Origin of the sequence: Streptomyces sp. 135 (genome assembly GCF_020026305.1) — a bacterium.
In the GTDB taxonomy this organism is placed as follows: domain Bacteria; phylum Actinomycetota; class Actinomycetes; order Streptomycetales; family Streptomycetaceae; genus Streptomyces.
Genome location: NZ_CP075691.1, coordinates 2,037,070 through 2,061,159 on the forward strand (window position 1 = coordinate 2,037,070; position 24,090 = coordinate 2,061,159).

Below are 24,090 nucleotides of genomic sequence, written 5' to 3' on the forward strand. Positions count from 1 at the left end.
CGTACGTGTAAGGGCCCCGCACCGACCGGTGCGGGGCCCTTAGGCGTGGGCGTGGACGCGGCGGTAGCTGCTGCCGTCCCGCTCTCGCACCAGCAGGCCGTCGGAGACGCAGTACCGGCGCAGCGCCGAGGTGTCGTCGTGCACGGTGCGGAACGCGTCGTTGACCTCGCGCTCGCTGTAGGCGCGGTCGGCGTCGAAGAGGGTGTCCGTGAGGTGGACGAGGAGTTCGTGGCGTACGACGGGGCGTACGGGGATGGCCGTGAGGCGGCCGTGCGCGAAGAAGCCGGTGAGGCGGCGCGGCACGGTGGGATGGGCGTCGAGGGCCCCCGGCGCCCGCCGGAAGACGGCCGGGTCGGCCCGCAGCGATCCGTCGGGCAGCCGCTCCACGAGCCCGGTGGCGAGCAGCCGGCCCAGGTGTTTGCGGGCGGTGGCGGAGTCGGCCTCGCGCGGCGGCAGGTCGTCGAGGACGATGCGCGCGTACAGCCGCAGTCTCTCGGGGTCGGCGAGCGCGGCGAGCAGCTGGTCCATGACGGGGTCCCTCCCGGCGGGTGACAGAGCCGAAGCAGTGTCACCCGCCGGGCCTTGGGAACGCATCCGATTAACGCCCCGTGCGGCTCAACGGCCGCGCAGATCCCGGTACTTGGCGACGAGGGCCGTCGTCGATCCGTCCAGGTCGGGCACCTCGGCGCCCTCGGTGAGGGCGGGCTCGACGCGCTTGGCGAGGACCTTGCCGAGCTCGACGCCCCACTGGTCGAAGGAGTCGATGTTCCACACGGCGCCCTGGACGAACACCTTGTGTTCGTAGAGCGCGATGAGCTGGCCGAGGACGGAGGGGGTCAGCTCCTTGGCGAGGATCGTCGTCGTCGGATGGTTGCCCTTGAACGTCTTGTGCGGGACGAGCTCTTCGGCGACGCCCTCGGCGCGCACCTCGTCGGGCGTCTTGCCGAACGCCAACGCCTGCGTCTGCGCGAAGAAGTTGGCCATCAGCAGGTCGTGCTGGGCGATCAGGCCGGGCAGCAGATCGGCGACCGGCCGGGCGAAGCCGATGAAGTCCGCCGGGATCAACTTGGTGCCCTGGTGGATGAGTTGGTAGTAGGCGTGCTGGCCGTTGGTGCCGGGCGTGCCCCACACCACCGGGCCGGTCTGCCAGTCGACCTCCTGGCCTGCCCGGTCGACGTACTTGCCGTTGGACTCCATGTCCAGCTGCTGGAGGTAGGCGGTGAACTTGGAGAGGTAGTGCGAGTACGGCAGGACCGCGTGCGACTGCGCGTCGTGGAAGTTGCCGTACCAGATGCCCAACAGGCCCAGCAGCAACGGCACGTTGGACTCGGCGGGCGCGGTGCGGAAGTGCTCGTCGACGAGGTGGAAGCCGTCGAGCATCTCGCGGAAGCGGTCGGGCCCGATGGCGATCATCAGGGAGAGACCGATCGCCGAGTCGTAGGAGTAACGGCCGCCGACCCAGTCCCAGAACTCGAACATGTTGGCGGTGTCGATGCCGAAGTCCGAGACCTTCTCGGCGTTCGTCGACAGGGCCACGAAGTGCTTGGCGACCGCGTCCTGACCCGCCTTCAGCTCGGTCAGCAGCCAGTCGCGCGCCGACGTGGCGTTCGTGATCGTCTCGATGGTGGTGAACGTCTTCGAGGCGATGATGAACAGCGTCTCGGCGGCGTCCAGGTCCCGCACGGCCTCGTGCAGGTCCGCACCGTCCACGTTCGACACGAAGCGGACCGTGAGGTCGCGGTCGGTGAAGGCCCGCAGCGCCTCGTACGCCATGGCGGGGCCGAGGTCGGAGCCGCCGATGCCGATGTTGACGACGTTCTTGATGCGCTTGCCGGTGTGGCCGGTCCACTCGCCGGAGCGGACCTTCTGGGAGAAGGCGCTCATCTTGTCGAGGACGGCGTGCACCGCCGGTACGACGTTCTCGCCGTCGACCTCGATGACGGCGTCGCGGGGGGCGCGCAGCGCGGTGTGCAGGACGGCGCGGTCCTCGGTGGTGTTGATCTTCTCGCCGCGGAACATGGCGTCGCGCAGCCCGAAGACGTCGGTGGCGGCGGCCAGCTCGCGCAGCAGCGTCAGCGTCTCCTCGGTGATGAGGTGCTTGGAGTAGTCGATGTGCAGGTCACCGACCTGGAGGGTGTACGCCGTGCCGCGCGTGGGATCCGCGGCGAACAGCTCGCGCAGCTGCACCTCCCCGAGCTTCTCGCGGTGACGGGCGAGCGCCGTCCACTCGGGCGTCTGATTGAGCCTGGCGCGGCTTTCTGCGTTCATCTCGGACTTCAGCCTTCTTTCGTACCTGCGTACGTACCTTGCCCCGCTGCACTGTCCAACCTAATGGATCAGCGGGCGGTATGAGATATCTGGAGCCGTCTGTCCGCACACGTACCGAAACAAGAAACCGGCCGGACACCTTTCCGGTGCCCGGCCGATCGCCAAGTCTCAGATCTCGCCCCGCAGTTTGGCGAGCGCCTCCGCGAGGATCGCCTCGCCGTCCGCGTCGCTGCGCCGTTCACGTACGTACGCCAGGTGCGTCTTGTACGGCTCGGTGCGCGGCGGGTCCGGGGGGTTGTCCCGGTCCTGTCCGGCAGGGAAGCCGCAGCGGGGACAGTCCCACGTATCGGGGACCTGCGCGTCGCTGGCGAAGCTCGGCTGCGTCTCGTGCCCGTTGGAGCACCAGAAGGAGATGCGCAGTCGCGGCGCGGACTCACCGCGCTCGGCCTCGCCCATCGGCCCCGCCCCGACCCGACTTCCTCGGATCGCGTTGCCACTTGCCACGGTCGTAACTCCCTGCGTGATGGTGCTGCTGCGGGCGCCTCAGTTTACGTAAGGCCCAACGCGCGTCCAGTGTGCGGAGTTACACCCCACCCCCGGACGCAAGCCCCATGATAAGCCGCACACGCGGACTCGCACCGGACAAGCGAGCAGTGCCTGGCGCTAGTTGTTCGCCTTCATCAGCAGGCCCAGCGCCACAATGCACGCGAACCACAGCAGACCGACCACGACCGTGATGCGGTCGAGGTTGCGCTCGGCGACGGAGGAGCCACCGACGGACGACTGCATGCCGCCACCGAACATGTCGGAGAGACCGCCGCCCTTGCCCTTGTGCATCAGCACCAGCAGCATCATCAGAGCGCTGAAGACGATGAGGGCGATCGAGAACCCCATAACCACGGCTGGACCAACTTCCTCGGATCTGAATCGACTCTGTATCGACGACGGGGGCCGGAGCCTCGGTGACCGAGGCCGCCCGGCCCCCGCAAGGGTACGACGTAATGCCGCTACCGCATACTCACTGGTCGCGGAAGCGGACGATCTTGACGAACTCCTCCGAGTCGAGCGCGGCGCCGCCCACCAGGGCACCGTCGACGTCCGGCTGGGCCATGATCGCGGCGACGTTCCCGGACTTCACCGAGCCGCCGTACTGGATGCGCACCTTGTCGGCGAGCTCCTGGGAGTACAGCTCGGCGAGGCGGACGCGGATCGCGCCGCAGACCTCCTGCGCGTCCTCAGGGGTGGCGACCTCGCCGGTGCCGATCGCCCAGACGGGCTCGTAGGCGATCACGACGGACTCGGCCTGCTCGGCCGGGATGTCCTTGAGGCCGCCGTCGACCTGGTTCAGCGTGTACTGGACCTGCTGGCCCGCCTTGCGGATCTCCAGGCCCTCGCCGACGCAGAGGATCGGGGTCAGACCGTGCTTGTAGGCGGCCTTCACCTTGGCGTTGCAGATCTGGTCGGTCTCGTTGTGGTACTGGCGGCGCTCGGAGTGGCCCACGGCGACGTAGGTGCACTTCAGCTTGGCCAGCATCGAGCCCGAGATCTCGCCGGTGTAGGCACCGGAGTCCTGCGCCGAGATGTCCTGGGCGCCGTACTTGATCTTGAGCTTGTCGCCGTCGACCAGGGTCTGCACGGAGCGCAGGTCGGTGAAGGGCGGCAGGACGGCGACCTCGCAGGCCTCGTAGTCCTTGTCCGCCAGGGCGAAGGCGAGCTTCTGGACGTGGGCGATGGCCTCGAGGTGGTTGAGGTTCATCTTCCAGTTGCCCGCCATCAGCGGGGTACGCGTAGTCATCAGGTGTCAGTTCTCCAGTGCCGCGAGGCCGGGGAGCGTCTTGCCCTCGAGGTACTCGAGGGAGGCGCCGCCACCGGTGGAAATGTGGCCGAATGCGTTCTCGTCGAAGCCCAGGGTCCGCACGGCGGCGGCGCTGTCGCCACCGCCGACGACCGTGAAGGCCGAGGTGTCGAGGAGCGCCCGGGCGACCGCCTTGGTGCCCTCGGCGTAGTCGGGGTGCTCGAAGACGCCCATCGGACCGTTCCAGAAGACGGTGGCCGCGTCGGCGAGCTTCGAGGCGTAGAGCTTACGGGTCTCGGGGCCGATGTCGAGACCCTCCTGGTCGGCCGGGATGGCGTCCGCGGCGACCGTGGTCGGGTTGGCCGGGGCCTTGGTCTTCAGGTCCGGGAAGTCCGGCGAGACCAGCACGTCGACGGGGAGGACGAACTCGACGCCCTTCGCCTCGGCCCGCTCCATGTACTCCTTCACCGCCGGGATCTGGTCCTCCTGGAGGAGGGAGATGCCGACCTCGTGGCCCTGGGCCTTGAGGAAGGTGTAGGCCATGCCGCCGCCGATGAGGATGCGGTCGGCCTTCTCCAGGAGGTGGTCGATCACGCCGAGCTTGTCGGAGACCTTGGCGCCGCCGAGGACCACGGCGTAGGGCCGCTTGACGTCGTCGGTGAGCTTCTTCAGGACGCCGACCTCGGTGGCGATGAGGTAGCCGGCGTAGTGCGGCAGCTTGGCCGGGAGGTCGTACACGGAGGCGTGCTTGCGGTGCACGGCACCGAAGCCGTCACCCACGTACACGTCCGCGAGGGCCGCGAGCCGCTCGGCGAACTCGGCGCGCTCGGCGTCGTCCTTGCTCGTCTCGCCCGCGTTGAAGCGGAGGTTCTCGATGACGGCGACCTGGCCGGGCTCCAGGCCGTCCACCGCGTCGTGCGCGGCGGGACCCACGGTGTCCTGCGCGAACGCGACGGGCGCGCCGAGAAGCTCCCCGAGCCGCTCGGCGGCGGGAAGCAGCGAGAAGGCCGGGTCCGGGGCGCCCTTGGGGCGGCCCAGGTGCGAGGCGACGACGACCTTGGCGCCCGCTTCGGCGAGGGCCTTGACCGTCGGCAGGACGGCGCGGATGCGGCCGTCGTCGGTGATGGTGCCGTCGGCGAGCGGCACGTTGAGGTCGGCGCGGACGAACACCCGCTTGCCGTTGACCCCTTCGGCGAGAAGTGCGTCGATCGTCTTCACTGCTTGGACTCCTTGGGAGGGCTGGGCTGACGCGCGACAGGGCCCGTCCGGCGCGGCGTTGCGCGGGACAGGCCCTGTGCTCACATCGAGATGCCTGCTCTGGATATTAGAGCTGACCGCCGACGAAGACCGTGAGGTCGACCAGACGGTTGGAGTAGCCCCACTCGTTGTCGTACCAGCCGAGGATCTTCACCGACGTACCCTCCTGGACCATGGTCATCAGGGAGTCGAAGGTGCAGGAGGCCGGGTCGCTGACGATGTCCGAGGACACGATCGGGTCCTCGGTGTAGTACAGGATGCCCTTGAGGTCGCCGTCCTCGGAGGCCTTCTTGAACGCGGCGTTGACCTCGTCCTTGGTGACCTCGCGCTGGAGCTCCACGACCAGGTCGGTGGCCGAACCGGTCGGGACCGGGACGCGCATCGAGACGCCGTCGAGCTTGCCCTTGAGCTGCGGCAGGACCAGGGCGGTGGCCTTGGCGGCACCCGTCGTGGTCGGAATGATGTTCTCGGCGGCGGCGCGGGCGCGGCGCAGGTCCTTGTGCGGGAAGTCCAGGATCCGCTGGTCGTTGGTGTACGCGTGGATCGTGGTCATCAGACCCTTGACGACGCCGAAGTTCTCGTCGAGGACCTTGGCCATCGGCGCCACACAGTTGGTGGTGCAGGAGGCGTTGGAGATGACGTGGTGGTTCGCCGGGTCGTACTTGTCCTGGTTGACACCCATCACGATGGTGATGTCCTCGTCCTTGGCCGGAGCCGAGATGAGGACCTTCTTGGCGCCGCCGGCGATGTGCTTCTCGGCGTCGGCCTTCTTCGTGAAGATGCCCGTGGACTCGATCACGATGTCGACGCCGAGGTCGCCCCACGGGATGTCGGCGGGGTTGCGCTCGGACAGCACCTTGATGGTGTGGCCGTCGACGGTGATGGTGTCCTCGGTGTGCGACACCTCGGCCTTGAGGCGGCCCAGGATGGTGTCGTACTTGAGCAGGTGCGCGGTGGTCGCGGTGTCACCCAGGTCGTTGACAGCCACGACTTCGATGTCCGCACCCTGCTCCAGCAGCGCGCGGAAGTAGTTGCGACCGATGCGGCCAAAGCCGTTGATGCCTACGCGGATCGTCACGAAACCGATCTCCTCGTTGGTACGCCGGTTTTGCACGCCGGCGAGTTGTATGGGATGTCCCCGACCGCTTCCGACCCTACCTCTCTGAAGCCTCTGAGGTGACATTGAGAGGGCCCTGAAGCGACTCGGTGGCTCGTACCCCTCAGTAGCGGCACGAACCACCGGGTCCTTGGTCCCGAATATGGGCGTCAGCTGCGCAGATGTGCCAGGGAGGCGCCCATAAGAGCGGCTCTTTCGGCCTTTCCGGGGACGTGTTCGAAGCCGAAGCCGAGCAGCACGCTGTCACGCGCTGTAACCGCCGCGTGGGGTCGGTGGAGCTCCCCGGTCCGCGCCCAGTCGCCTGTGATATTGGGGCTCCCCGCCGGGGGCGCGGTGACGGCCCAGGCGCCGAGCGAGGTCTCGAAGCCTTCGGTCTCCTTGACGTCGCCGCCGACGACCAGCTGGGCGTCGTCGGCGAAGAGGCCGCGCCCGCCGCTGGAGGGGTCGGTGACCGAGCTGAGGGAGATCTCGACCTTCTTGCCCGCGTAGGCGCTCAGATCGAAGGCGACGGGCTGCCAGCCGCCGGAGGAGCCCGTGAAGCTGTTCCAGGAGCCGCTGGTGCCGGTGGCCGTGCAGCCGCTCGCCTCCTGCGTCAGGTAGTGGCGCAGGAAGGGGTGGCCGTTGAGGAAGAACCCGGCCGCGCACTCGGCGGGCACGGTGGCCCGGCTGTGGCCGTTCCTGTCGGGCAGCGTCGTCCAGTCGTCGGCGCCCGGGGTGCGGGCTTCGAGCAGCCCGTGGTCGTAGCCGGACTCCAGGCTCCAGTTGAGCGCGAACCGCAGCTCCGGCTTGTCGGCGGCCGAGACGCCGGTGAGGTCCAGGGTGCGGGTGAGCCGCTTGTAGTCCCGGTCGGCGTGGGTGGCGGAGGCCATGCCCTGGCCCGCGAAGGGGGCGTACGGGTTGGTGATGCCGGGGTAGGAGCCCGCGGCGGCGCTCTTGAACTGCGGGAACTGCTTGACGGGCAGGTTGTCGGAGGTGACGGTGAAGCGGCCGGCCTTGTCGAGCGGGTTGGTGTCGGCGTCACCGAGCGGGCCCTTCACTCCCTTGAGCGCGCCGCTGCCCTCGAAGCCCTTGACGCCGGGTGCGGGCAGACGTTCGTACGCCCCCAGGTAGTACTGAGCGAAGTCGTCGGTCAGGGCCTGGCCCAGGTCGACGGCGCCGCCGGCCCGCTCGCCGGACTCGATGAGCTTGCCGCCCTCGTTGAGGTAGGCGCGCAGGGCGAGCTGGGTGGGGGCGCCGGGGACGGCGTCGCCCGTGTGGTGCACGACGGCGGTGAAGTGCGACAGGACGCCGAGCGGGTGCGGGACGCCTTGCTTGGCCACGTCCCAGACGGCGGCGGAGCGTTTGTTGGCCTTCAGGGCGTCGACGTACTTCTGGGTCTGGGCGGCCGTGGCGCCTTCCTCGGCGACGACGAGCGTGCTCGCCCTCGGCCGTTCGGCGACCGTGTACGTGAAGTGCTCGCTGTGGGTGCGGCCCTTCTTGGTGCGGCCGGTGAACCACACCTCGACCTTGTCGCCCACGCGCGCGTCCTCGATCTCGGCGCGGTACTGGTCGAAGTGGAGGTTGTCCTCGCCTCCGTAGGTCTCGCCGCCCTTCCAGGCCCTGAGGTCCTCATCGTGCGTACGGCCGCCGTTGATCCGGTAGTTCAGCTCCTTGTCGCGCACGGACTTGCGGGCGGTGACGGCGACCTCCTGGTCGCCCCCGCGTGCGTACGAGGTGGAGAAGGTGTCCGGGGTGAAGTCGGGGGCGTCGACACCGCTGACGGAGACCGGCTTGTCGGGGTGGAGCGCGGTCTCGGCGACGGCGAGCGCGAACGGGACGTTCTTGGCGAACTCCTGCTGGATCAGCTTCTCGTCGTCGGGGAAGGTGAAGATCGACGCGCAGTCCTGCGGGCGCCAGGCGTCGTCCGGGTCGACGTTCGAGGCGGTCTGGCAGGTGGACATCTCCGGGGTGAACATCGCGATGCCGTTGATGTTGCCCGCGTGGCCGTCGGCCTCGCCGTTGGTGGTGTACAGCTCGGAGGAGACCTGCGGGTGGTAGCCGGCGACCGCGGGCTTCTCGGGGGTACCGGCGAGCGCCCTGTAGAGCACGTCGTCCGGGGTGGGCGTGGCGACCTGCCAGCCCACTCCGTAGAGGATCAGTTCGGCCGCGGAGTGGTAGTTGATGCCGTACTCGAAGCCGATGCGCTTCTGGAAGCGGTCGAGCGCCTTGGTCTCCGGTTCGGACATCGGTCCGGTGCCGCGGTAGGTCTCCGACGAGGCGTCGGGCGACGAGCCCTCGTTGTCGTAGCCCCACTTGTAGGCGAAGTTGCGGTTGAGGTCGACGCCGTCGCCCGGCGCGATCTTCCCGTCGCCGTCGATGTCGCGGAGGTTCTTGCGCCACTGGCGCTCGCCGTCGGCGGCGTGCGTGAAGTCGTAGCCGTCGGGGTTGGCGGAGAGCACGAACCACAGCTCGGTGGAGTCCACGAGCTTGGTGATGCGCTTGTCCTTGCCGTAGTTGTCCAGGTAGTGGTGCATCAGGCGGCGGGTCATCTCGGGGGTGATCCACTCGCGCGCGTGCTGGTTGGACAGGTAGAGCGTGGCGGGCTTGGAACCGTCCGCGGACTTCTTCGCGTTCTTGGAGAGCTTCAGGGCGAGGATGTCCTTGCCCTGGACGGTCTTGCCGATGGAGACGACCTTGGTGAGGCCGGGGTGCGCCTGTCCGGTCCTGACGATCTCTTCCTTGAGGCCGCCCTTGCCGCTGTAGGGCCGGTAGACGCCGTCCCCGGCGGCCTCGGTCCTGCGCTGCGCGGCCTTGGAGATCTCGTGCTCGCGCAGTTCGATGCCCTGGCGCTCGATGGCCTTGGCCTGGCCCTCGGTCAGATACAGCTCGACCGGGCCGGTGCCGCGCTCGGGGGCCTGGCCCGCGAGCTCATGCGCGTCCTGGCCCGCCTTGACCAGGATCGGTATCTGCTGCTTGGTGACGTCGGCCTGGTAGACCTTCACGGCCGCCGGATCGTCGGCGGCCGGGGCCTTCGCGGGTCCGCTCGCCTGGGCGTGCGGTGCGGCGACGAGGCCGCCGATGAGCAGTGCGCTCGCGGCGAGGGTCGATCTCGCGCTCGCTCTTCGTCTCATGAGCCCCCCTTGCGGTTGTCCGGCACAGATGTGCGGGATGCCAGGCTCGTGACAGTGCATGATCAAGTCAATACAGCGGGTGAAGGTGCGCGGGGTGGGCACGGAAAAGCCGCCGACGCCCCGTGGGGCGTCGGCGGCTTTCGGTACGTCGCGAGGATCGGACCCGTGAGATCAGACCGCCATACGTACGCGAGATCAGACCGCCATGTTGTCGGCGAGCTCCTCGGTCAGATTGGACTCCGTGCCGGGGATGCCCAGGTCCTGGGCCCGCTTGTCGGCCATGGCCAGCAGCCGGCGGATGCGGCCCGCGACGGCGTCCTTGGTCAGCGGCGGGTCGGCGAGGGCACCCAGCTCCTCCAGGGAGGCCTGCTTGTGCTCCATGCGCAGCCGTCCGGCCGCCGCCAGGTGTTCGGGCACCTCGTCACCGAGGATCTCCAGGGCGCGCTGCACACGGGCGCCCGCGGCGACGGCCGCGCGGGCCGAGCGGCGCAGGTTCGCGTCGTCGAAGTTGGCCAGGCGGTTGGCGGTGGCGCGCACCTCGCGCCGCATCCGCCGCTCCTCCCAGGCCAGCACCGACTCGTGGGCCCCGAGGCGGGTGAGCAGGGCGCCGATCGCGTCCCCGTCGCGTACGACGACCCGGTCCACGCCCCGCACCTCGCGCGCCTTGCCCGCGATCTGGAGTCTGCGCGCGGCGCCGACGAGGGCGAGCGCGGCCTCCGGCCCCGGGCAGGTGACCTCCAGGGAGGACGAGCGGCCCGGCTCGGTGAGCGAGCCGTGGGCGAGGAACGCCCCGCGCCAGGCCGCCTCGGCGTCGCAGGTGGCCCCCGAGACCACCTGCGGCGGCAGACCACGGATGGGGCGTCCGCGGCCGTCCACGAGGCCCGTCTGGCGGGCCAGCTGATCGCCGCCCGCGACCACCCGGACGACGTAGCGCGAGCCGCGCCGCAGGCCGCCGGGGGCCATCACGATCAGCTCCGAGCTGTGCCCGAAGATCTCCAGGATGTCCCGCTTCAGGCGGCGTGCCGCCATCGCGGTGTCCAGCTCCGCCTCGATCACGATGCGGCCGCTCACCAGGTGAAGGCCGCCCGCGAACCGCAGGATCGCCGAGACCTCTGCCTTCCTGCAGCAGGTCCGGGTGACGGGGAGCCGGGAGATCTCGTCCTTCACCGCTGCCGTCATCGCCATGGGCCGATCCTTCCATGCATCCGAAAAATACGGTCGTACGCGGCTGCCAGGAGCTCCGGATCGTGCCTCGGAGTTCCGTCGGGCCGGGCCACCGGCGCCAGCTCGACCGTGGCACCGAGCCGCTTCGCGGCATCGGTCAGTGACTCACGGTCGGGCACGGCGGCCTCGTCGGCCAGCACCACGTCCAGGGCGAGTTTAGGGGCGTGTCGGGCCAAAACCTCCAAATGACGCTGCGGAGAGAAGCCATCGGTTTCTCCCGGTTGCGGCGCGAGGTTGAGCGGGAGGACCTTGCGGGCCTTCGTCTCGGTGAGCGCGTCGAGCAGTTCGGGGACCAGCAGGTGCGGGATCACCGAGGAGAACCAGGAGCCCGGGCCGAGCACCACCCAGTCCGCGTCGAGGACGGCGGCGACCGCCTCGGGAACGGCCGGCGGGTCGTGCGGGACGACGTGCACGGACTGCACCTCGCCCGGGGTGAGGGCCACCGTGGCCTGGCCGCGGACGGTGTCCACATCGTCGGGGCGGCTCGGGTCGTGGCCCTTGACCAGGGCCTGGAGCTCCAGCGGCACGGCGGACATGGGCAGGACGCGGCCCTGGGCGCCGAGCAGCCGGCCGACCAGGTCCAGGGCCTGGACGTGGTCGCCGAGCTGCTCCCACAGGGCGACGATCAGCAGATTGCCGACCGCGTGCTCGTGCAGGTCGCCGCGGGACTGGAAGCGGTGCTGGATGACGCGGGCCCAGGTCTGGCCCCAGTCGTCGTCGCCGCAGAGCGCGGCGAGCGCCTTGCGCAGGTCGCCGGGCGGCAGCACGCCCAGCTCGTCGCGGAGCCGGCCGCTGGAGCCGCCGTCGTCGGCGACGGTGACGACGGCGGTGAGGTCACCGGCCCCGGTGATGCGGCGCAGCGCGGCCAGCGAGGCGGACAGGCCCATGCCCCCGCCGAGTGCGACCACCTTCGGCTGAGTGCCCCGCTTGCGGCCCAGACGGCTCAGGCGGACGCTCCGGCGGGTCGGCTTCACTCGCGCCCCATGTCCCGGTGGACGATGACGGTCTCCACGCCCTCGGACGCCAGGCGCGCCGCGAGCTTCTCCGACATGGCCACGGAGCGGTGCTTGCCGCCGGTGCAGCCGACCGCGATCGTCACGTACCGCTTGCCCTCGCGGCGGTAGCCCGCGGCGATGAGCTGGAGCAGCTCGGCGTAGCGGTCGAGGAACTCCTTGGCGCCGGGCTGGTTGAAGACGTACGCGGCCACCTCGTCGTTGAGGCCGGTGTACTGGCGCAGCTCCGGGACCCAGTGCGGGTTGGGCAGGAAGCGCATGTCCACGACCAGGTCGGCGTCGACCGGCAGGCCGTACTTGAAGCCGAAGGACATGACGGTGGCCCGCAGCTCGGGCTCCTCCTCGCCCGCGAACTGGGCGTCCATCTTGGCGCGCAGCTCGTGGACGTTCAGGCTGGAGGTGTCGATGACCAGGTCGGCGTCGCCGCGCAGCTCGCGCAGCAGGTCGCGCTCGGCCGCGATGCCGTCGACGATGCGGCCGTCGCCCTGGAGCGGGTGGGGGCGGCGGACCGACTCGAAGCGGCGGACCAGGGCCTCGTCGGAGGACTCCAGGAAGACGATGCGCCGCGTGACGTTCTTGGACTCCAGCTCGGCGAGGGACTCGCGGAGGTTGTCGAAGAAGCGGCGGCCGCGTACGTCGACGACGACCGCGATGCGGGCGACGTTGCCCTGCGAGCGGGCGCCGAGCTCCACCATGGTGGGGATCAGCGCGGGCGGCAGGTTGTCGACCACGAACCAGCCGAGGTCCTCCAGGCACTTGGCCGCCGTGCTGCGTCCGGCACCCGACATGCCGGAGATGATCACCAGTTCGGGGATCGCCGTGTCGGGGACTCCTGGCGTCTCGATCGGCGTGCCCGCGCTCACTTGCTCTCCACCTTCGTCGTGCTCGCTCATGTGTCCTGCCCCCGTCGTTCCTCTGAGGTGCCCGCGGTCACGGGCTCCTCGCCTGCACTGCCGGAGGCGCCCACTGGGGTGGGCTCCTCGTCTTCACTGCCAGGGGTGCCCGCTGGGGAGGGCCCCTCGTCTTCGCTGCCGGGGAGCCCCGCTGTCACGGGCTCCACGTCTTCGGTGCGGGAGGCGTCCGCTGGGGAGGGCCCCTCGTCTTCGCTGCCGGGGGAGCCCACCGTCACGGGCTCCTCGGCCGCACTCTCCGAGGCGCCCACTGGGGTGCGCTCCTCGTCTTCGCTGCCAGAGACGCCCGCCGAGGTGGGCCTCTCGTCCTCACTGCCGGGGAGCCCCGCTGTCACGGGCTCCACGTCTTCGGTGCGGGAGGCGTCCGCTGGGACGAGCCCCTCGCCCTCGCTACCGGGGAGCGCCGCCGCCACGGGCTCCTCGGCCGCACTCTCCGAGGCGCCCGCCGAGGTGGGCTCCTCGTCTTCCATGATCTCTCCGGTGGCCATGTTCACGGCGGGGCCCGCGGGCACCGCCCCGGCGAGGGCCGCCACGATGACCTCGGCGGTCTTGCGGCCTATGCCGGGCACCTCGCAGATCTGGTCGATTGTCGCGGATCGCAGCCGCTTCACCGAACCGAAGTGCTTGATCAGCGTCCGCTTGCGGGCGTCGCCGAGGCCCGGCACGTCGTCCAGCGGCCCCGCCTTGAATCGCTTGGCCCGCTTGGCCCGCTGGTAGGTGATCGCGAAGCGGTGCGCCTCGTCCCGTACGCGCTGCAGGAGGTAGAGCCCCTCACTGGTGCGCGGCAGGATGACCGGGTCGTCCTCGCCGGGGACCCAGACCTCCTCCAGGCGCTTGGCGAGGCCGCAGACCGCGATGTCGTCGATGCCCAGCTCGTCCAGGGCCCGCTTGGCGGCCGCGACCTGCGGTCGGCCGCCGTCGACGACGACGAGCTGCGGGGGGTACGCGAAGCGCTTGGGGCGGCCGTCCTCCTCGGTCAGACCGCTCGCGGGCACCTCGCCGTTGGCGTCGATGGTGTCCGTGGCGGCCCCCTCGTCCGACCACTCCCCCGTCTTCTCCTTGTCGGAGATGTAGCGCTTGAAGCGGCGGGCGATCACCTCGTGCATGGAACGGACGTCGTCCTGGCCCTCGCCGTGCCAGATTTGCGTGTCCCCGACACGGCCCTTGATCTGGAAGCGGCGGTACTCGCTCTTCCTGGCGAGGCCGTCCTCGAAGACGACCATCGACGCCACGACGTCGTCGCCCTGGAGGTGCGAGACGTCGTAGCACTCGATGCGCAGGGGGGCGCTGTCCAGCTCCAGGGCGGCGGCGATCTCCTCCAGGGCGCGGGAGCGGGTGGTCAGGTCGGAGGCGCGCCTGGTCTTGTGCAGGACCAGGGACTGCTGGGCGTTGCGCGCGACGGTCTCCATCAGGGCCTTCTTGTCGCCACGCTGCGGGATGCGCAGCGAGACGTTCGCCCCGCGGCGCTCGGTCAGCCACTCCTGGACCGGCTCCAGGGGGTCGGGCAGGGCGGGGACGAGCACCTCCTTGGGCACGGCGTCGCCGCTCTCCTCGCCGTACAGCTGCTGGAGGGCGTGTTCGACGAGGTCGCCGCTGGTGACGGCCTCGACCTTGTCGGTGACCCAGCCGCGCTGGCCGCGCACGCGTCCGCCGCGGACGTGGAAGATCTGGACGGCGGCTTCGAGCTCGTCCTCGGCGAGGGCGATCAGATCGGCGTCGGTGGCGTCGGCGAGGACGACGGCGCTCTTCTCCATCGCCTTCTTGAGGGCGTCGATGTCGTCGCGCAGGCGGGCCGCGCGCTCGTACTCCATCTCCTCGGCGGCGTCCGTCATCTGCCGCTCCAGGCGGCGGATGTACGTCCCCGTGCGGCCCGCCATGAAGTCGCAGAAGTCCTCGGCGAGTTGGCGGTGGTCCTCGGGGGTGACGCGCTCCACACAGGGCGCCGAGCACTTGCCGATGTAGCCCAGCAGGCAGGGGCGGCCGGTGCGGGTGGCGTTCTTGAACACGCCCGCGGAGCAGGTGCGCACCGGGAAGGCGCGCAGGAGCAGGTCGACGGTGTCGCGGATCGCCCACGCGTGGCCGTACGGCCCGAAGTACCGCACGCCCTTCTTCTTCTGGCCGCGCATCACCTGCACGCGCGGGAACTTCTCGTTCATCGTCACCGCGAGGTAGGGGTAGCTCTTGTCGTCGCGGTACTTGACGTTGAACCGGGGGTCGAACTCCTTGATCCAGGAGTACTCCAGCTGGAGCGCCTCGACCTCGTTGTTCACCACCGTCCACTCGACGGAGGCGGCGGTCGTCACCATGGAGCGCGTGCGGGGGTGGAGGTTCGCCAGGTCCTGGAAGTAGCTGGCCAGGCGCTGGCGCAGGCTTTTGGCCTTCCCGACGTAGATCACCCGGCGGTGCTCGTCGCGGAATTTGTAGACCCCCGGGGCGTCGGGGATCTGTCCCGGCTTGGGGCGGTAGCTGGAAGGGTCGGCCATGTCGGACAGCCTACTGGCGTGGGCTGACAGTCCGGGGTGGCCGCCTCCTGCCCGGGGCGGTGGACGGGACGGCGGCCGGTGTCCCGGCCGCCGTCCCCCGGATCAGCCCTGGTGCCGGGCCCGGCGGCGCCTGACCAGCACCGTCCCGGAGAGGCCGAGCGCGGCCAGGACGCCCGCGCCCGCCAGCGAGGAGGCGACGGTGACGGGACCCTGCTCCTGTCCCTGGCCCTGGCCCTGCGCTTGGCCTTGGCCGGATGCCTGCTCGGGCCTCGCGGCGTCGTCGTACCCGCCCGCCTTGCCGGACTTCTCGTACGCGGAGTCCGGCAGCTTGTCGCCGTACGCCTTCTGGACGCGCTCCCGGTAGGCGGCCAGCGAGGTCCCTTCGGCGCCCACCGCGCGGACCGCGTCCTTGTCGAGGGGTAGCACGCGCGCGTGGCCCTGCACGTACCAGGCGTTGATCTGCGGCTCGTGGAAGACGGTGCCGCCGGGCAGCTTCTCGGCGCCCACGCGCGCGTAGCGGGTCTCGTCGTCCCCTGTGGCGATGTTCACGACCTGCCAGGAACCGCCCCGCTCGACGGTCCACAGGGAGGCCTTCTGGCCGTCGGAGGAGACGGCCTTGCTGGCGAGGAACTCCAGGCGGGCGACCGGAGCGCCCTTCTTGCCCGCGACGAACTCCGGGGAGAGGTAGTACACGGGCACGGCCCTGCCCTCGATGCTCGGATCCGCGGCGGCCTTGGTGACCGCTCCCTCCCTGGCGAAGAAGCGGGAGAGCGTGTCGAGGGTCCGCGGCGCCTCGGCGGCCTGGTGCGCGGCGGCGCGGGAGGCCGCGGAGGGCGCGGCGGGGCCGGTGTCCGCGGAGGCCTGCGGGGCCGCGAGGCCCAGGAAGAGGGTGGCGGCCGAACCGGCGAGCGCGGCCCTGACCAGGTGGCGGGGAAGGTGACGGGTCATCGCGCTCACGCCCCGATCCGGTAGAGCGAGTGGGTCCAGGAGAAGGTGTTGTTGTCGACGTACCAGGCGTGCGAGGCCCAGTTGTAGCGGTCGCTCGAGGGCCAGGGGTCGCCCCAGTAGACCCAGCTGTTGGCGTCGTCGTAGCCGTAGAGGACGTGCATGTGGCCGCCACCGTTGGACCACTGGATGCGGGTCTCCACCGGGCGTCCGGAGTCGATCTCCGCCTTCACCGTGGGGTAGCGGAGCCAGCCGGTGACGTACGAGCCGGGGTTGATGCCCGCCCAGCGCAGGCCGTTCTGGACGTTGCCGAGCGTGGCCTGGTTGTTGGGGCACTCGGTGTTCTGGCTGCGTCCGAAGGCGGCGTTGCAGAACTGGTTCTGGCTGTAGTTGCGGCCCATGAAGGCCGCGATGGTGTTGCCGCCGGCCGCCCAGCACCAGTTGGTCTTCGCTTGCGCCTGCATGGTGATGTTCAGGCGCCTGGCGGCCAGCGCGGACGGGTCGGCGGCGGTGCCGGTCGCCTTGTCGGCGGCGGGCGCGGCGGTGGTTACGGGGGCGGGGGCCGCCGTGGCCGTGGGGGCGGCGAGGAGCGCCGCCGCTACGACGGCGAGCGCGGCCAGGCGCTTACGTCTGCCTATGCCGCTGTTCCTGCTGATCGGTGGGCGCATCGCGGTCCTCCCGAGCGGGGTGTGGGGTATGGAGGAGCGCGTCCGGACGCTGCGATTGAGCATCGAGTGTTGTCGGGTGCAGGTCAACACGCTTCAATGCGGAATTACCTGGGCCGTGAACGGCGGGCGTACGGAAGTGAACGGACGTCGTACGCCCACCTGGCGACCCGCTCCGACCGGCACGAACGCCGGGGCGGCTGGAGTGAACGTTCACAGGAGGGCCGCATGCGGCACGGCACACAGTTGGCGGGGGGCGTACGCGCGGAGGGCGTGCCCGCGGAGCGCTTGCCCGCAGGGCGCTTGCCCGCGTCGGGCGCGGCCCGGACGGCGGACGGATACCCGGCGGATCCGGCGCATCCGGCGGACTCGGTGGACTCGTCGGCGGACTCGGCCGACCTGGCGGACCTCGCGGCCGCCCTGCGCACCGGCCCCTTCCACATCGCGCTGCGCACCGCGATCGCCAGCCGGCGGCTGCCGCTCCAGAGGGTGCGGCACCATCTGGCCCAGTACGGCATCCACGTCGGCGTGACCAGCCTGAGTTACTGGCAGCAGGGGGCCCGGCGCCCCCAGCGCGCCGAGTCGCTGCGCGCCGTACGCGCCCTGGAGGAGATCCTCCAGCTGCCCGAGGAGTCGCTGATCCGGCTCCTGGCCCGGCCGGGCGAGCGCGCCGACCGGGAACGGCCCGCCGCCCGTTCGTACCGCTCCCTCGTGGAGGCCTCCGACGTGCTGCGCGCGCTCCTCGTCGAGCTGGGCTCCCCCGTGGACGGCGGGCTGCACACCATCGGCCATCACGAGCGGGTGCGGATCGGCGCGCGGCGTGAGCTGGTCGGCCGGGAGTCACAGCACGCCGTGCGCGCCCACCGGGACGGCGTGGACCGCTACGTCGCCATCTACCACGGTGATCCCGGCTGCGCCCCCGACCGGGTGCGGGTGCGCGCCCTGGAGAACTGCCGGACCGGCCGCGTGCGGTGGCACGAGGGAGCGGGCGTGCTGGTCGCCGAACTGCTCTTCGACACACGGCTGCGCGCGGGCGACACCCACCTGTTCGCCTACGGCTTCGATGACGGCACCGCGGGGACGGCCACCGAGTACGTGCGGGGCTTCACCTACGCGGGCGGCCAGTACGCGCTACAGATCCGCTTCGACGACCAGGCCCTGCCCGTACGCTGCCACCGCTTCGCCCAGCAGTCGGCCGCGGCCCCGCGCGGCGGACGCCAGGAGCTGACGCTGAGCGGCAGCCACCGCTCGGTGCACCTGGTGGAGCCGCAGGTGCGGGCGGGGCTGCTGGGGATCGCGTGGGACTGGGAGTGAGGCCGGGCGGGTCCTAGGCCTTCTTCTCCGGGCCCGCGATGATCTTGCCGTTCTCCACCTTCACCGGCAGTTCGGGCAGCGGCTTGACGGCCGGTTCCTTCAGGACCTTGCCGTTCGTGGCGTCGAACTGACTGCCGTGGCACTGGCAGATCAGCTTGCGCCCCTCCAGCTTGTTGATCGGGCAGCGGGCATGGGTGCAGATCGTGCTGTACGCCGTGTACTCGTCGTCGGAGATCCGGCTGACGACCACGTTCTGATCGGTGTACAGCTTCGAGGCGCCCACCTTCACGTCGTCGGACTTCCCGAGGTCCACCGGCGCGGTCGGCGCCGACCGGTTCGATCCCCCGTCACCCGAGGAGCAGGCGGTGAGCCCCAGCCCGACGGCCGGGGCGAGGGCGGCGGCCCGCAGCACGGTGCGGCGGGCGGGGGGCGTGCCGGGCATGGTGTCTCCACAGGTCAGGGGCGTCGGTGACGGAGCAGACGATACCGGCGGGAGCCGTTTGGACCGGGTGCGGCGCGGGCGTGCCCGAGTGGTGCCCGCTAACCGCCGAGGGGTCCCGCACGGCCTAGCCTGTGCGGGACGCAGGGCCCGCGCGGCCCGAGCCGAGCCGAGGCAGCGCCGGAGAGGAACCGCCGTGATAGTCGTCGCAGGAGAGGCCCTGATCGACCTCGTGCCGCAGGAGGCGGAGGGGGGCGCCGCGGCCGGGCTGCCGGCGCTCGCGCCGCGCCTCGGCGGGGGCCCGTACAACACCGCCGTGGCGCTCGGCCGTCTCGGCTCCCCCGTCGCCTTCTGCTCGCGCGTCTCGCGGGACGTGTTCGGCGAGGCGCTGCTCGACGGGTTGCGGGCGGCCGGTGTCGACGTCTCGTACGTGCAGCGGGGCCCCGAGCCGACGACGCTCGCCGTGGCGTCGGTCGGCGCGGACGGCTCGGCCGGGTACGCCTTCTACGTGGAGGGCACGGCCGACCGGCTCTTCAGCGCCCCCGATCAGCTGCCCGACGGTGTACGGGCCATGTCGTTCGGCACCTGCTCGCTCGTCCTGGAGCCGGGCGCGAGCGCGTACGAGGAGCTGCTGCGCCGGGCGGCGGCGCGCGGGGTGTTCACGGCGCTCGACCCCAACGTACGGGCCGGGCTGTTCCCCGACGCCGACGCCTACCGCGCGCGGTTCACGAGCTGGCTGCCGTCCGTCACGTTGCTCAAGCTCTCGCAGGACGACGCCGACTGGCTCGGCGGCACCCCGCGGGAGTGGTTGACGGCCGGGCCATCGGCCGTGGTGGTCACGCACGGCGGTGACGGCCTCTCCCTCTACACACGGGACGGCACGGAGGTGCGGGTGCCCGGCGTACCGGTCGACGTGGTGGACACGATCGGCGCGGGCGACACGGTCAACGCGGCCCTCCTGCACGGCCTCGCGGCCCGGGACGTGCTCTCGGCAGAGGCCTTGGCCGCCCTGGACGAGGACGGCTGGACGGCCGTCCTCCGCTTCGCGGCGCGTGCGGCGGCGGTCACCTGCTCACGGACGGGGGCGGAGCCTCCGTACATGGCGGAACTCGACCAGGGCAGGGAGTGAGAGAGCCGGTCACGCGGTTTGCCGGCCACCGTCCGGGAGGTGACCGGCAACAGGCAGCCGCTGCCCGGCGCGCGGCCGTACGACGCCGAGGTGGGCGCCGTCCAGCACGGCGGGTGCGTGCCGGCAGCCCCTCCAGCCTTCGGGGCGTCCTCAGTCGTCCGTGAACGCCCCATGCCGCCCCGCCCCCGCCGCGAACCGGGCGGCGCCCTCGGCCGCCTCGCCCCCCTCGGTCAGGGAGCGCCGCCCGTGCCGCAACTCGCCCGCCATCGCGTCCTGTTCGGACAGGCCGCCCTGTTCCAGGAGGGAGAGCCGGTCCTCCCGCAGGCACGTCTGCGGGAACGCGGCGATCTCGGCGGCGAGCCGCTCGGCCGCGGCGCGCGAGGTGCCCGCGGGGACCACGCGGTTGACCAGACCCATGCCGAGCGCCTCCGCCGCGTCCACCGGGCGGCCCGTCAGGACCAGGTCCATGGCGCGGCCCTCGCCGATCAGCCGGGGCAGCCGCACCGTCCCGCCGTCGATGAGCGGCACGCCCCAGCGGCGGCAGAAGACGCCGAGGACGGCGTCCTCCTCGGCGACCCGCAGATCGCACCAGAGGGCCAGTTCGAGGCCGCCCGCGACGGCGTGACCGGAGATCGCCGCGATCACCGGCTTGGCCAGGCGCATCCGGGTGGGGCCCATGGGGCCGTCGCCGTCCCGCGTCACGTCGTTGCCGTCAGGGGTGCCGATGGCCTTGAGGTCCGCGCCCGCGCAGAAGGTGCCGCCCTCGCCCCACAGAACGGCGACGGATGCCTCGGGGTCGGCGTCGAAGGCACGGAAGGCGTCGGCGAGGGCGCGCGCGGTGGGTCCGTCGACGGCGTTCCGCGCGGCAGGGCGGGACAGTACGACGGTGGTGACGGGGCCTGCGCGTTCAGTACGTACGGACATGGGAGCAGCCGACCACGGCGACGGGAACCGGACAAGGCCTCTTCCGGGCGCCGGACGCGTACGGGTACGGGTGCGAGTACGGATACGGGTACGCGTACGGGTACGGATACGTGATACGCCGAAGGCGTCCCGCCCGGTGAGGGGAGAGACGCCTTCGGCACAGGCGGAGCCGGTCAGGCCTTGCGGGCCCGCGTCGCCGTCTTCTTCGCGGCGGCCTTCTTGGTGGCGGCGGCCGTCTTCTTCGTGGTGGCGGCGGCCTTCTTGGCGGTGGCCGTCGGCTTGTCGGCGGCGGCCGTGCCGGTCCTGACCGTGGCCGTCTTCTTCGTGGCGGTGGCGCTCGCCGCCACCGCCCGCTTGGCGGTGGCCTTCTTCGCCGTCGCCTTCTTGGCCGGCTTGCGCCCCTGCGAGGGCAGCGCGTCGCTGATCCGGTCGGCCGAGATGATCTCCCGAAGGAACTTGCCGGTGTGGCTCGTCGACACCCCTGCGACCTCCTCCGGCGTGCCCTCGGCGACGACCAGACCGCCGCCGCTGCCCCCCTCGGGGCCCATGTCGACGACCCAGTCCGCGGTCTTGATCACGTCGAGGTTGTGCTCGATGACGATGACCGTGTTGCCCTTGTCGACCAGACCGGAGAGGACCGTGATCAGCTTGCTGATGTCCTCGAAGTGCAGACCGGTGGTCGGCTCGTCCAGGACGTAGACGGTCCGGCCCGTGGAGCGCTTCTGGAGCTCGGAGGCCAGCTTCACGCGCTGGGCCTCGCCTCCGGAGAGCGTGGGCGCGGACTGGCCGAGGCGCACGTACCCCAGGCCGACGTCCGTGAGCGTCTTCAGGTGGCGGGCGATGGCGGGCACGGCCTCGAAGAAGCCGAGCGCCTCCTCGATCGGCATGTCGAGGACCTCGGCGATGGACTTGCCCTTGTAGTGGACGTCCAGCGTCTCGCGGTTGTAGCGCGCGCCGTGGCAGACCTCGCACGGGACGTACACGTCCGGCAGGAAGTTCATCTCGATCTTGATGGTGCCGTCACCGGAGCAGTTCTCGCAGCGACCGCCCTTGACGTTGAAGGAGAAGCGCCCGGGGAGGTAACCCCGCACCTTCGCCTCCGTGGTCTCCGCGAAGAGCTTGCGGACGTGGTCGAAGACTCCGGTGTACGTCGCCGGGTTCGACCGCGGGGTGCGGCCGATGGGCGACTGGTCGACGTGTACGACCTTGTCGACGAGGTCGTCGCCCTCCACGCGCGTGTGGCGGCCCGGGACGGAACGGGCGCCGTTCAGCTCCCTGGCCAGGTGCGTGTAGAGGATGTCGTTGACCAGCGTCGACTTGCCGGACCCCGAGACGCCGGTGACGGCCGTGAGGACGCCGAGCGGGAAGGAGACGTCGATGTCCTGGAGGTTGTTCTCCCGGGCGCCGTGGACCGTGAGCCGGCGCGCCGGGTCGGCGGGTCGGCGCACGTCAGGGACCGGGATGGCCTTCTTGCCCGAGAGGTACTGCCCGGTGATCGACTTGTCGTTGTCCAGCAGCTCCTTCATGGAGCCGCTGTGCACGACCTTGCCGCCGTGCTCGCCCGCGCCGGGGCCGATGTCGACGACCCAGTCGGCGACCTTGATCGTGTCCTCGTCGTGCTCGACGACGATGAGCGTGTTGCCCATGTCGCGCAGGCGTACGAGGGTCTCGATGAGCCGGTGGTTGTCGCGCTGGTGGAGGCCGATGGACGGCTCGTCCAGGACGTAGAGCACGCCGACGAGGCCGGAGCCGATCTGGGTGGCGAGGCGGATGCGCTGGGCCTCGCCTCCGGAGAGGGTGCCCGCCGCGCGGTTCAGCGAGAGGTAGTCCAGGCCGACGTCGACCAGGAAGCGCAGCCTTTCGTTGACCTCCTTGAGGACGCGCTCGGCGATCTTCTTGTCGCGGGCGCCCAGCCTCAGCTCGGCGAGGAAGTCCGCGCAGTCGCTGATGGACATCGCGGAGACCTCGGCGATGGACTTCCCCATGACCGTGACGGCCAGGACGATCGGCTTGAGGCGCGTGCCCTCACAGGTGGGGCAGGGCACCTCGCGCATGTAGCCCTCGAAGCGCTCGCGACTGGCGTCGCTCTCGGCCTCGCTGTGCCGGCGCTTGACGAAGGGCACGGCGCCTTCGAAGGCGGTGGTGTAGACCCGCTCGCGGCCGTAGCGGTTGCGGTAGCGCACCTCGATCTGCGTCTTGTGGCCGTACAGCAGGGCCTTCTTGGCGCGCTGCGGAAGCCCGGCCCAGGGCATGTCGGTGGCGAAGCCGAGGGCGTCGGAGAGCGCGTTCACCAAGCGGGCGAAGTAGTCCTTGGTGTGGCCGTGCGACCAGGGGTGGATGGCGCCCTCGTCGAGCGACTTGTCCTCGTCCGGGACGATCAGCTCGGGGTCGACCTCCATGCGCGTACCGATACCCGTGCAGTCCGGGCAGGCGCCGAAGGGCGAGTTGAAGGAGAAGGAGCGGGGCTCCAGCTCCTCGAAGGACAGGTCGTCGTACGGGCAGTAGAGGTGCTCCGAGTACATGCGCTCGCGCTCGGGGTCGTCCTCGGGGAGGTCGACGAAGTCGAGCACGACCATGCCGCCGGAGAGGCCGAGGGCGGTCTCCACGGAGTCGGTCAGGCGGCGCTTGGCGGAGTCCTTCACCGTGAGGCGGTCGACGACCACCTCGATGGTGTGCTTCTCCTGCTTCTTGAGCGTGGGCGGCTCGGAGAGCTGGATCGTCTGTCCGTCGACCCGCGCGCGGGAGTACCCCTTGGTCTGGAGGTCGGCGAAGAGGTCGACGAACTCGCCCTTGCGCTCGCGCACCAGCGGGGACAGGACCTGGAAGCGGCTGCCCTCGGGCAACTCCAGGACCTTGTCGACGATGGCCTGCGGCGACTGCCGGGTAATGGGGCGGCCGCACTCGGGACAGTGCGGCTTGCCGATGCGCGCGAAGAGCAGGCGCAGGTAGTCGTAGACCTCGGTGATGGTGCCGACCGTCGAGCGTGGGTTGCGCGAGGTCGACTTCTGGTCGATGGAGACCGCCGGGGAGAGGCCCTCGATGAAGTCGACGTCGGGCTTGTCCATCTGGCCGAGGAACTGCCGGGCGTACGAGGAAAGCGACTCGACGTACCGCCGCTGGCCCTCGGCGAAGATCGTGTCGAACGCGAGCGAGGACTTGCCCGACCCGGAGAGTCCGGTGAACACGATGAGGGAGTCACGCGGGAGGTCGAGCGAGACGTTCTTGAGATTGTGCTCGCGCGCGCCACGGACGATGAGACGGTCGGCCACGCCGGTCCGCACCTTTCTTGAGAGAAGTGACAGGGGCAGAACCCCGTCGTTCCAGGGGCAGAACCCCCATCGTTCACAGACTAGGGCGAGCCACTGACAACGCCGGGCCGCTTCCCTGGTTCCGCATGCACAACAAGCCCGGACCTCCAAGAATGCCCGATGCCGCCCTCGACCATATAGCACGCACATTCGAATTATGGGTTGACCTGGACACCTTCACCCGTACG

General features: G+C 70.7%; 19 protein-coding genes. 2 read left to right on the forward strand and 17 right to left on the reverse strand.

All coding sequences use genetic code 11. The features are described 5' to 3' along the window. Positions 1-39: 39 nt before the first annotated feature. The 14 genes from KKZ08_RS09210 to KKZ08_RS09275 all read right to left on the reverse strand — a co-directional run bounded on the left by KKZ08_RS09210 (position 40) and on the right by KKZ08_RS09275 (position 16,791). A complete protein-coding gene (locus KKZ08_RS09210; protein WP_223778970.1) occupies positions 40-303 on the reverse strand; it encodes a DUF2087 domain-containing protein in 264 nt (87 codons plus the stop codon). A 312-nt stretch (positions 304-615) separates the two neighbouring features. Further along, positions 616-2,268, reverse strand: coding sequence for a glucose-6-phosphate isomerase (gene pgi, locus KKZ08_RS09215; protein WP_223773979.1), 1,653 nt, complete (start codon positions 2,266-2,268; stop codon positions 616-618). A 168-nt stretch (positions 2,269-2,436) separates the two neighbouring features. Continuing rightward, the gene (locus KKZ08_RS09220) at positions 2,437-2,772 is read right to left on the reverse strand and encodes an RNA polymerase-binding protein RbpA (protein WP_003957010.1); all 336 of its coding nucleotides are present in this window, start codon (positions 2,770-2,772) and stop codon (positions 2,437-2,439) included. A gap of 159 nt (positions 2,773-2,931) precedes the next feature. Further along, the gene (gene secG / locus KKZ08_RS09225; RefSeq protein ID WP_030784160.1) at positions 2,932-3,162 is read right to left on the reverse strand and encodes a preprotein translocase subunit SecG; all 231 of its coding nucleotides are present in this window, start codon (positions 3,160-3,162) and stop codon (positions 2,932-2,934) included. A gap of 124 nt (positions 3,163-3,286) precedes the next feature. Continuing rightward, a complete protein-coding gene (gene tpiA, locus KKZ08_RS09230) occupies positions 3,287-4,063 on the reverse strand; it encodes a triose-phosphate isomerase (protein ID WP_223773980.1) in 777 nt (258 codons plus the stop codon). Positions 4,064-4,069: 6 nt separating this feature from the next. Continuing rightward, positions 4,070-5,281, reverse strand: a complete 1,212-nt coding sequence (locus tag KKZ08_RS09235; RefSeq protein WP_223773981.1) for a phosphoglycerate kinase — start codon at positions 5,279-5,281, stop codon at positions 4,070-4,072. Positions 5,282-5,387: 106 nt separating this feature from the next. Beyond that, the gene (gap, locus tag KKZ08_RS09240; protein WP_223773982.1) at positions 5,388-6,398 is read right to left on the reverse strand and encodes a type I glyceraldehyde-3-phosphate dehydrogenase; all 1,011 of its coding nucleotides are present in this window, start codon (positions 6,396-6,398) and stop codon (positions 5,388-5,390) included. A gap of 188 nt (positions 6,399-6,586) precedes the next feature. Continuing rightward, positions 6,587-9,547 (reverse strand): M14 family metallopeptidase, encoded by a 2,961-nt coding sequence (locus KKZ08_RS09245; protein ID WP_223773983.1) that lies wholly within the window; start codon positions 9,545-9,547, stop codon positions 6,587-6,589. Between the two features lie 195 nt (positions 9,548-9,742). Continuing rightward, positions 9,743-10,732 (reverse strand): DNA-binding protein WhiA, encoded by a 990-nt coding sequence (gene whiA / locus KKZ08_RS09250; RefSeq protein WP_030784145.1) that lies wholly within the window; start codon positions 10,730-10,732, stop codon positions 9,743-9,745. Then, positions 10,723-11,745: a uridine diphosphate-N-acetylglucosamine-binding protein YvcK gene (gene yvcK / locus KKZ08_RS09255; RefSeq protein WP_223773984.1), complete on the reverse strand. Its 1,023-nt coding sequence runs from the start codon at positions 11,743-11,745 to the stop codon at positions 10,723-10,725. Before yvcK ends, whiA begins: the two co-directional genes overlap by 10 nt. Next, a complete protein-coding gene (gene rapZ, locus KKZ08_RS09260; protein ID WP_223773985.1) occupies positions 11,742-12,677 on the reverse strand; it encodes an RNase adapter RapZ in 936 nt (311 codons plus the stop codon). The genes yvcK and rapZ overlap by 4 nt, the downstream gene beginning before the upstream one ends. After that, positions 12,674-15,178 carry an excinuclease ABC subunit UvrC gene (gene uvrC, locus KKZ08_RS09265; RefSeq protein WP_223773986.1) on the reverse strand — a complete coding sequence of 835 codons (2,505 nt, stop codon included), beginning with the start codon at positions 15,176-15,178 and terminating at the stop codon, positions 12,674-12,676. The genes rapZ and uvrC overlap by 4 nt, the downstream gene beginning before the upstream one ends. Positions 15,179-15,280: 102 nt before the next feature. Beyond that, positions 15,281-16,126, reverse strand: coding sequence for a hypothetical protein (locus tag KKZ08_RS09270; protein ID WP_223778971.1), 846 nt, complete (start codon positions 16,124-16,126; stop codon positions 15,281-15,283). Between the two features lie 5 nt (positions 16,127-16,131). Beyond that, positions 16,132-16,791, reverse strand: coding sequence for a papain-like cysteine protease family protein (locus KKZ08_RS09275; protein WP_223773987.1), 660 nt, complete (start codon positions 16,789-16,791; stop codon positions 16,132-16,134). A gap of 225 nt (positions 16,792-17,016) precedes the next feature. Between KKZ08_RS09275 and KKZ08_RS09280 the strand changes: the two genes are divergently transcribed. Beyond that, positions 17,017-18,102: a hypothetical protein gene (locus KKZ08_RS09280; RefSeq protein WP_223773988.1), complete on the forward strand. Its 1,086-nt coding sequence runs from the start codon at positions 17,017-17,019 to the stop codon at positions 18,100-18,102. A 13-nt stretch (positions 18,103-18,115) separates the two neighbouring features. Here KKZ08_RS09280 and KKZ08_RS09285 read toward each other — a convergent pair whose 3' ends face one another. Continuing rightward, positions 18,116-18,544, reverse strand: a complete 429-nt coding sequence (locus KKZ08_RS09285) for a Rieske (2Fe-2S) protein (protein WP_223773989.1) — start codon at positions 18,542-18,544, stop codon at positions 18,116-18,118. 193 nt (positions 18,545-18,737) lie between these two features. Between KKZ08_RS09285 and KKZ08_RS09290 the strand changes: the two genes are divergently transcribed. Continuing rightward, a complete protein-coding gene (locus KKZ08_RS09290) occupies positions 18,738-19,670 on the forward strand; it encodes a carbohydrate kinase (RefSeq protein ID WP_223773990.1) in 933 nt (310 codons plus the stop codon). A 150-nt stretch (positions 19,671-19,820) separates the two neighbouring features. On the opposite strand, the gene KKZ08_RS09295 is transcribed toward KKZ08_RS09290, so the two are convergent. Next, positions 19,821-20,594 (reverse strand): crotonase/enoyl-CoA hydratase family protein, encoded by a 774-nt coding sequence (locus KKZ08_RS09295; protein WP_223773991.1) that lies wholly within the window; start codon positions 20,592-20,594, stop codon positions 19,821-19,823. 173 nt (positions 20,595-20,767) lie between these two features. Next, positions 20,768-23,863, reverse strand: a complete 3,096-nt coding sequence (uvrA, locus tag KKZ08_RS09300; RefSeq protein WP_223773992.1) for an excinuclease ABC subunit UvrA — start codon at positions 23,861-23,863, stop codon at positions 20,768-20,770. Between the last annotated feature and the right edge of the window lie 227 nt (positions 23,864-24,090).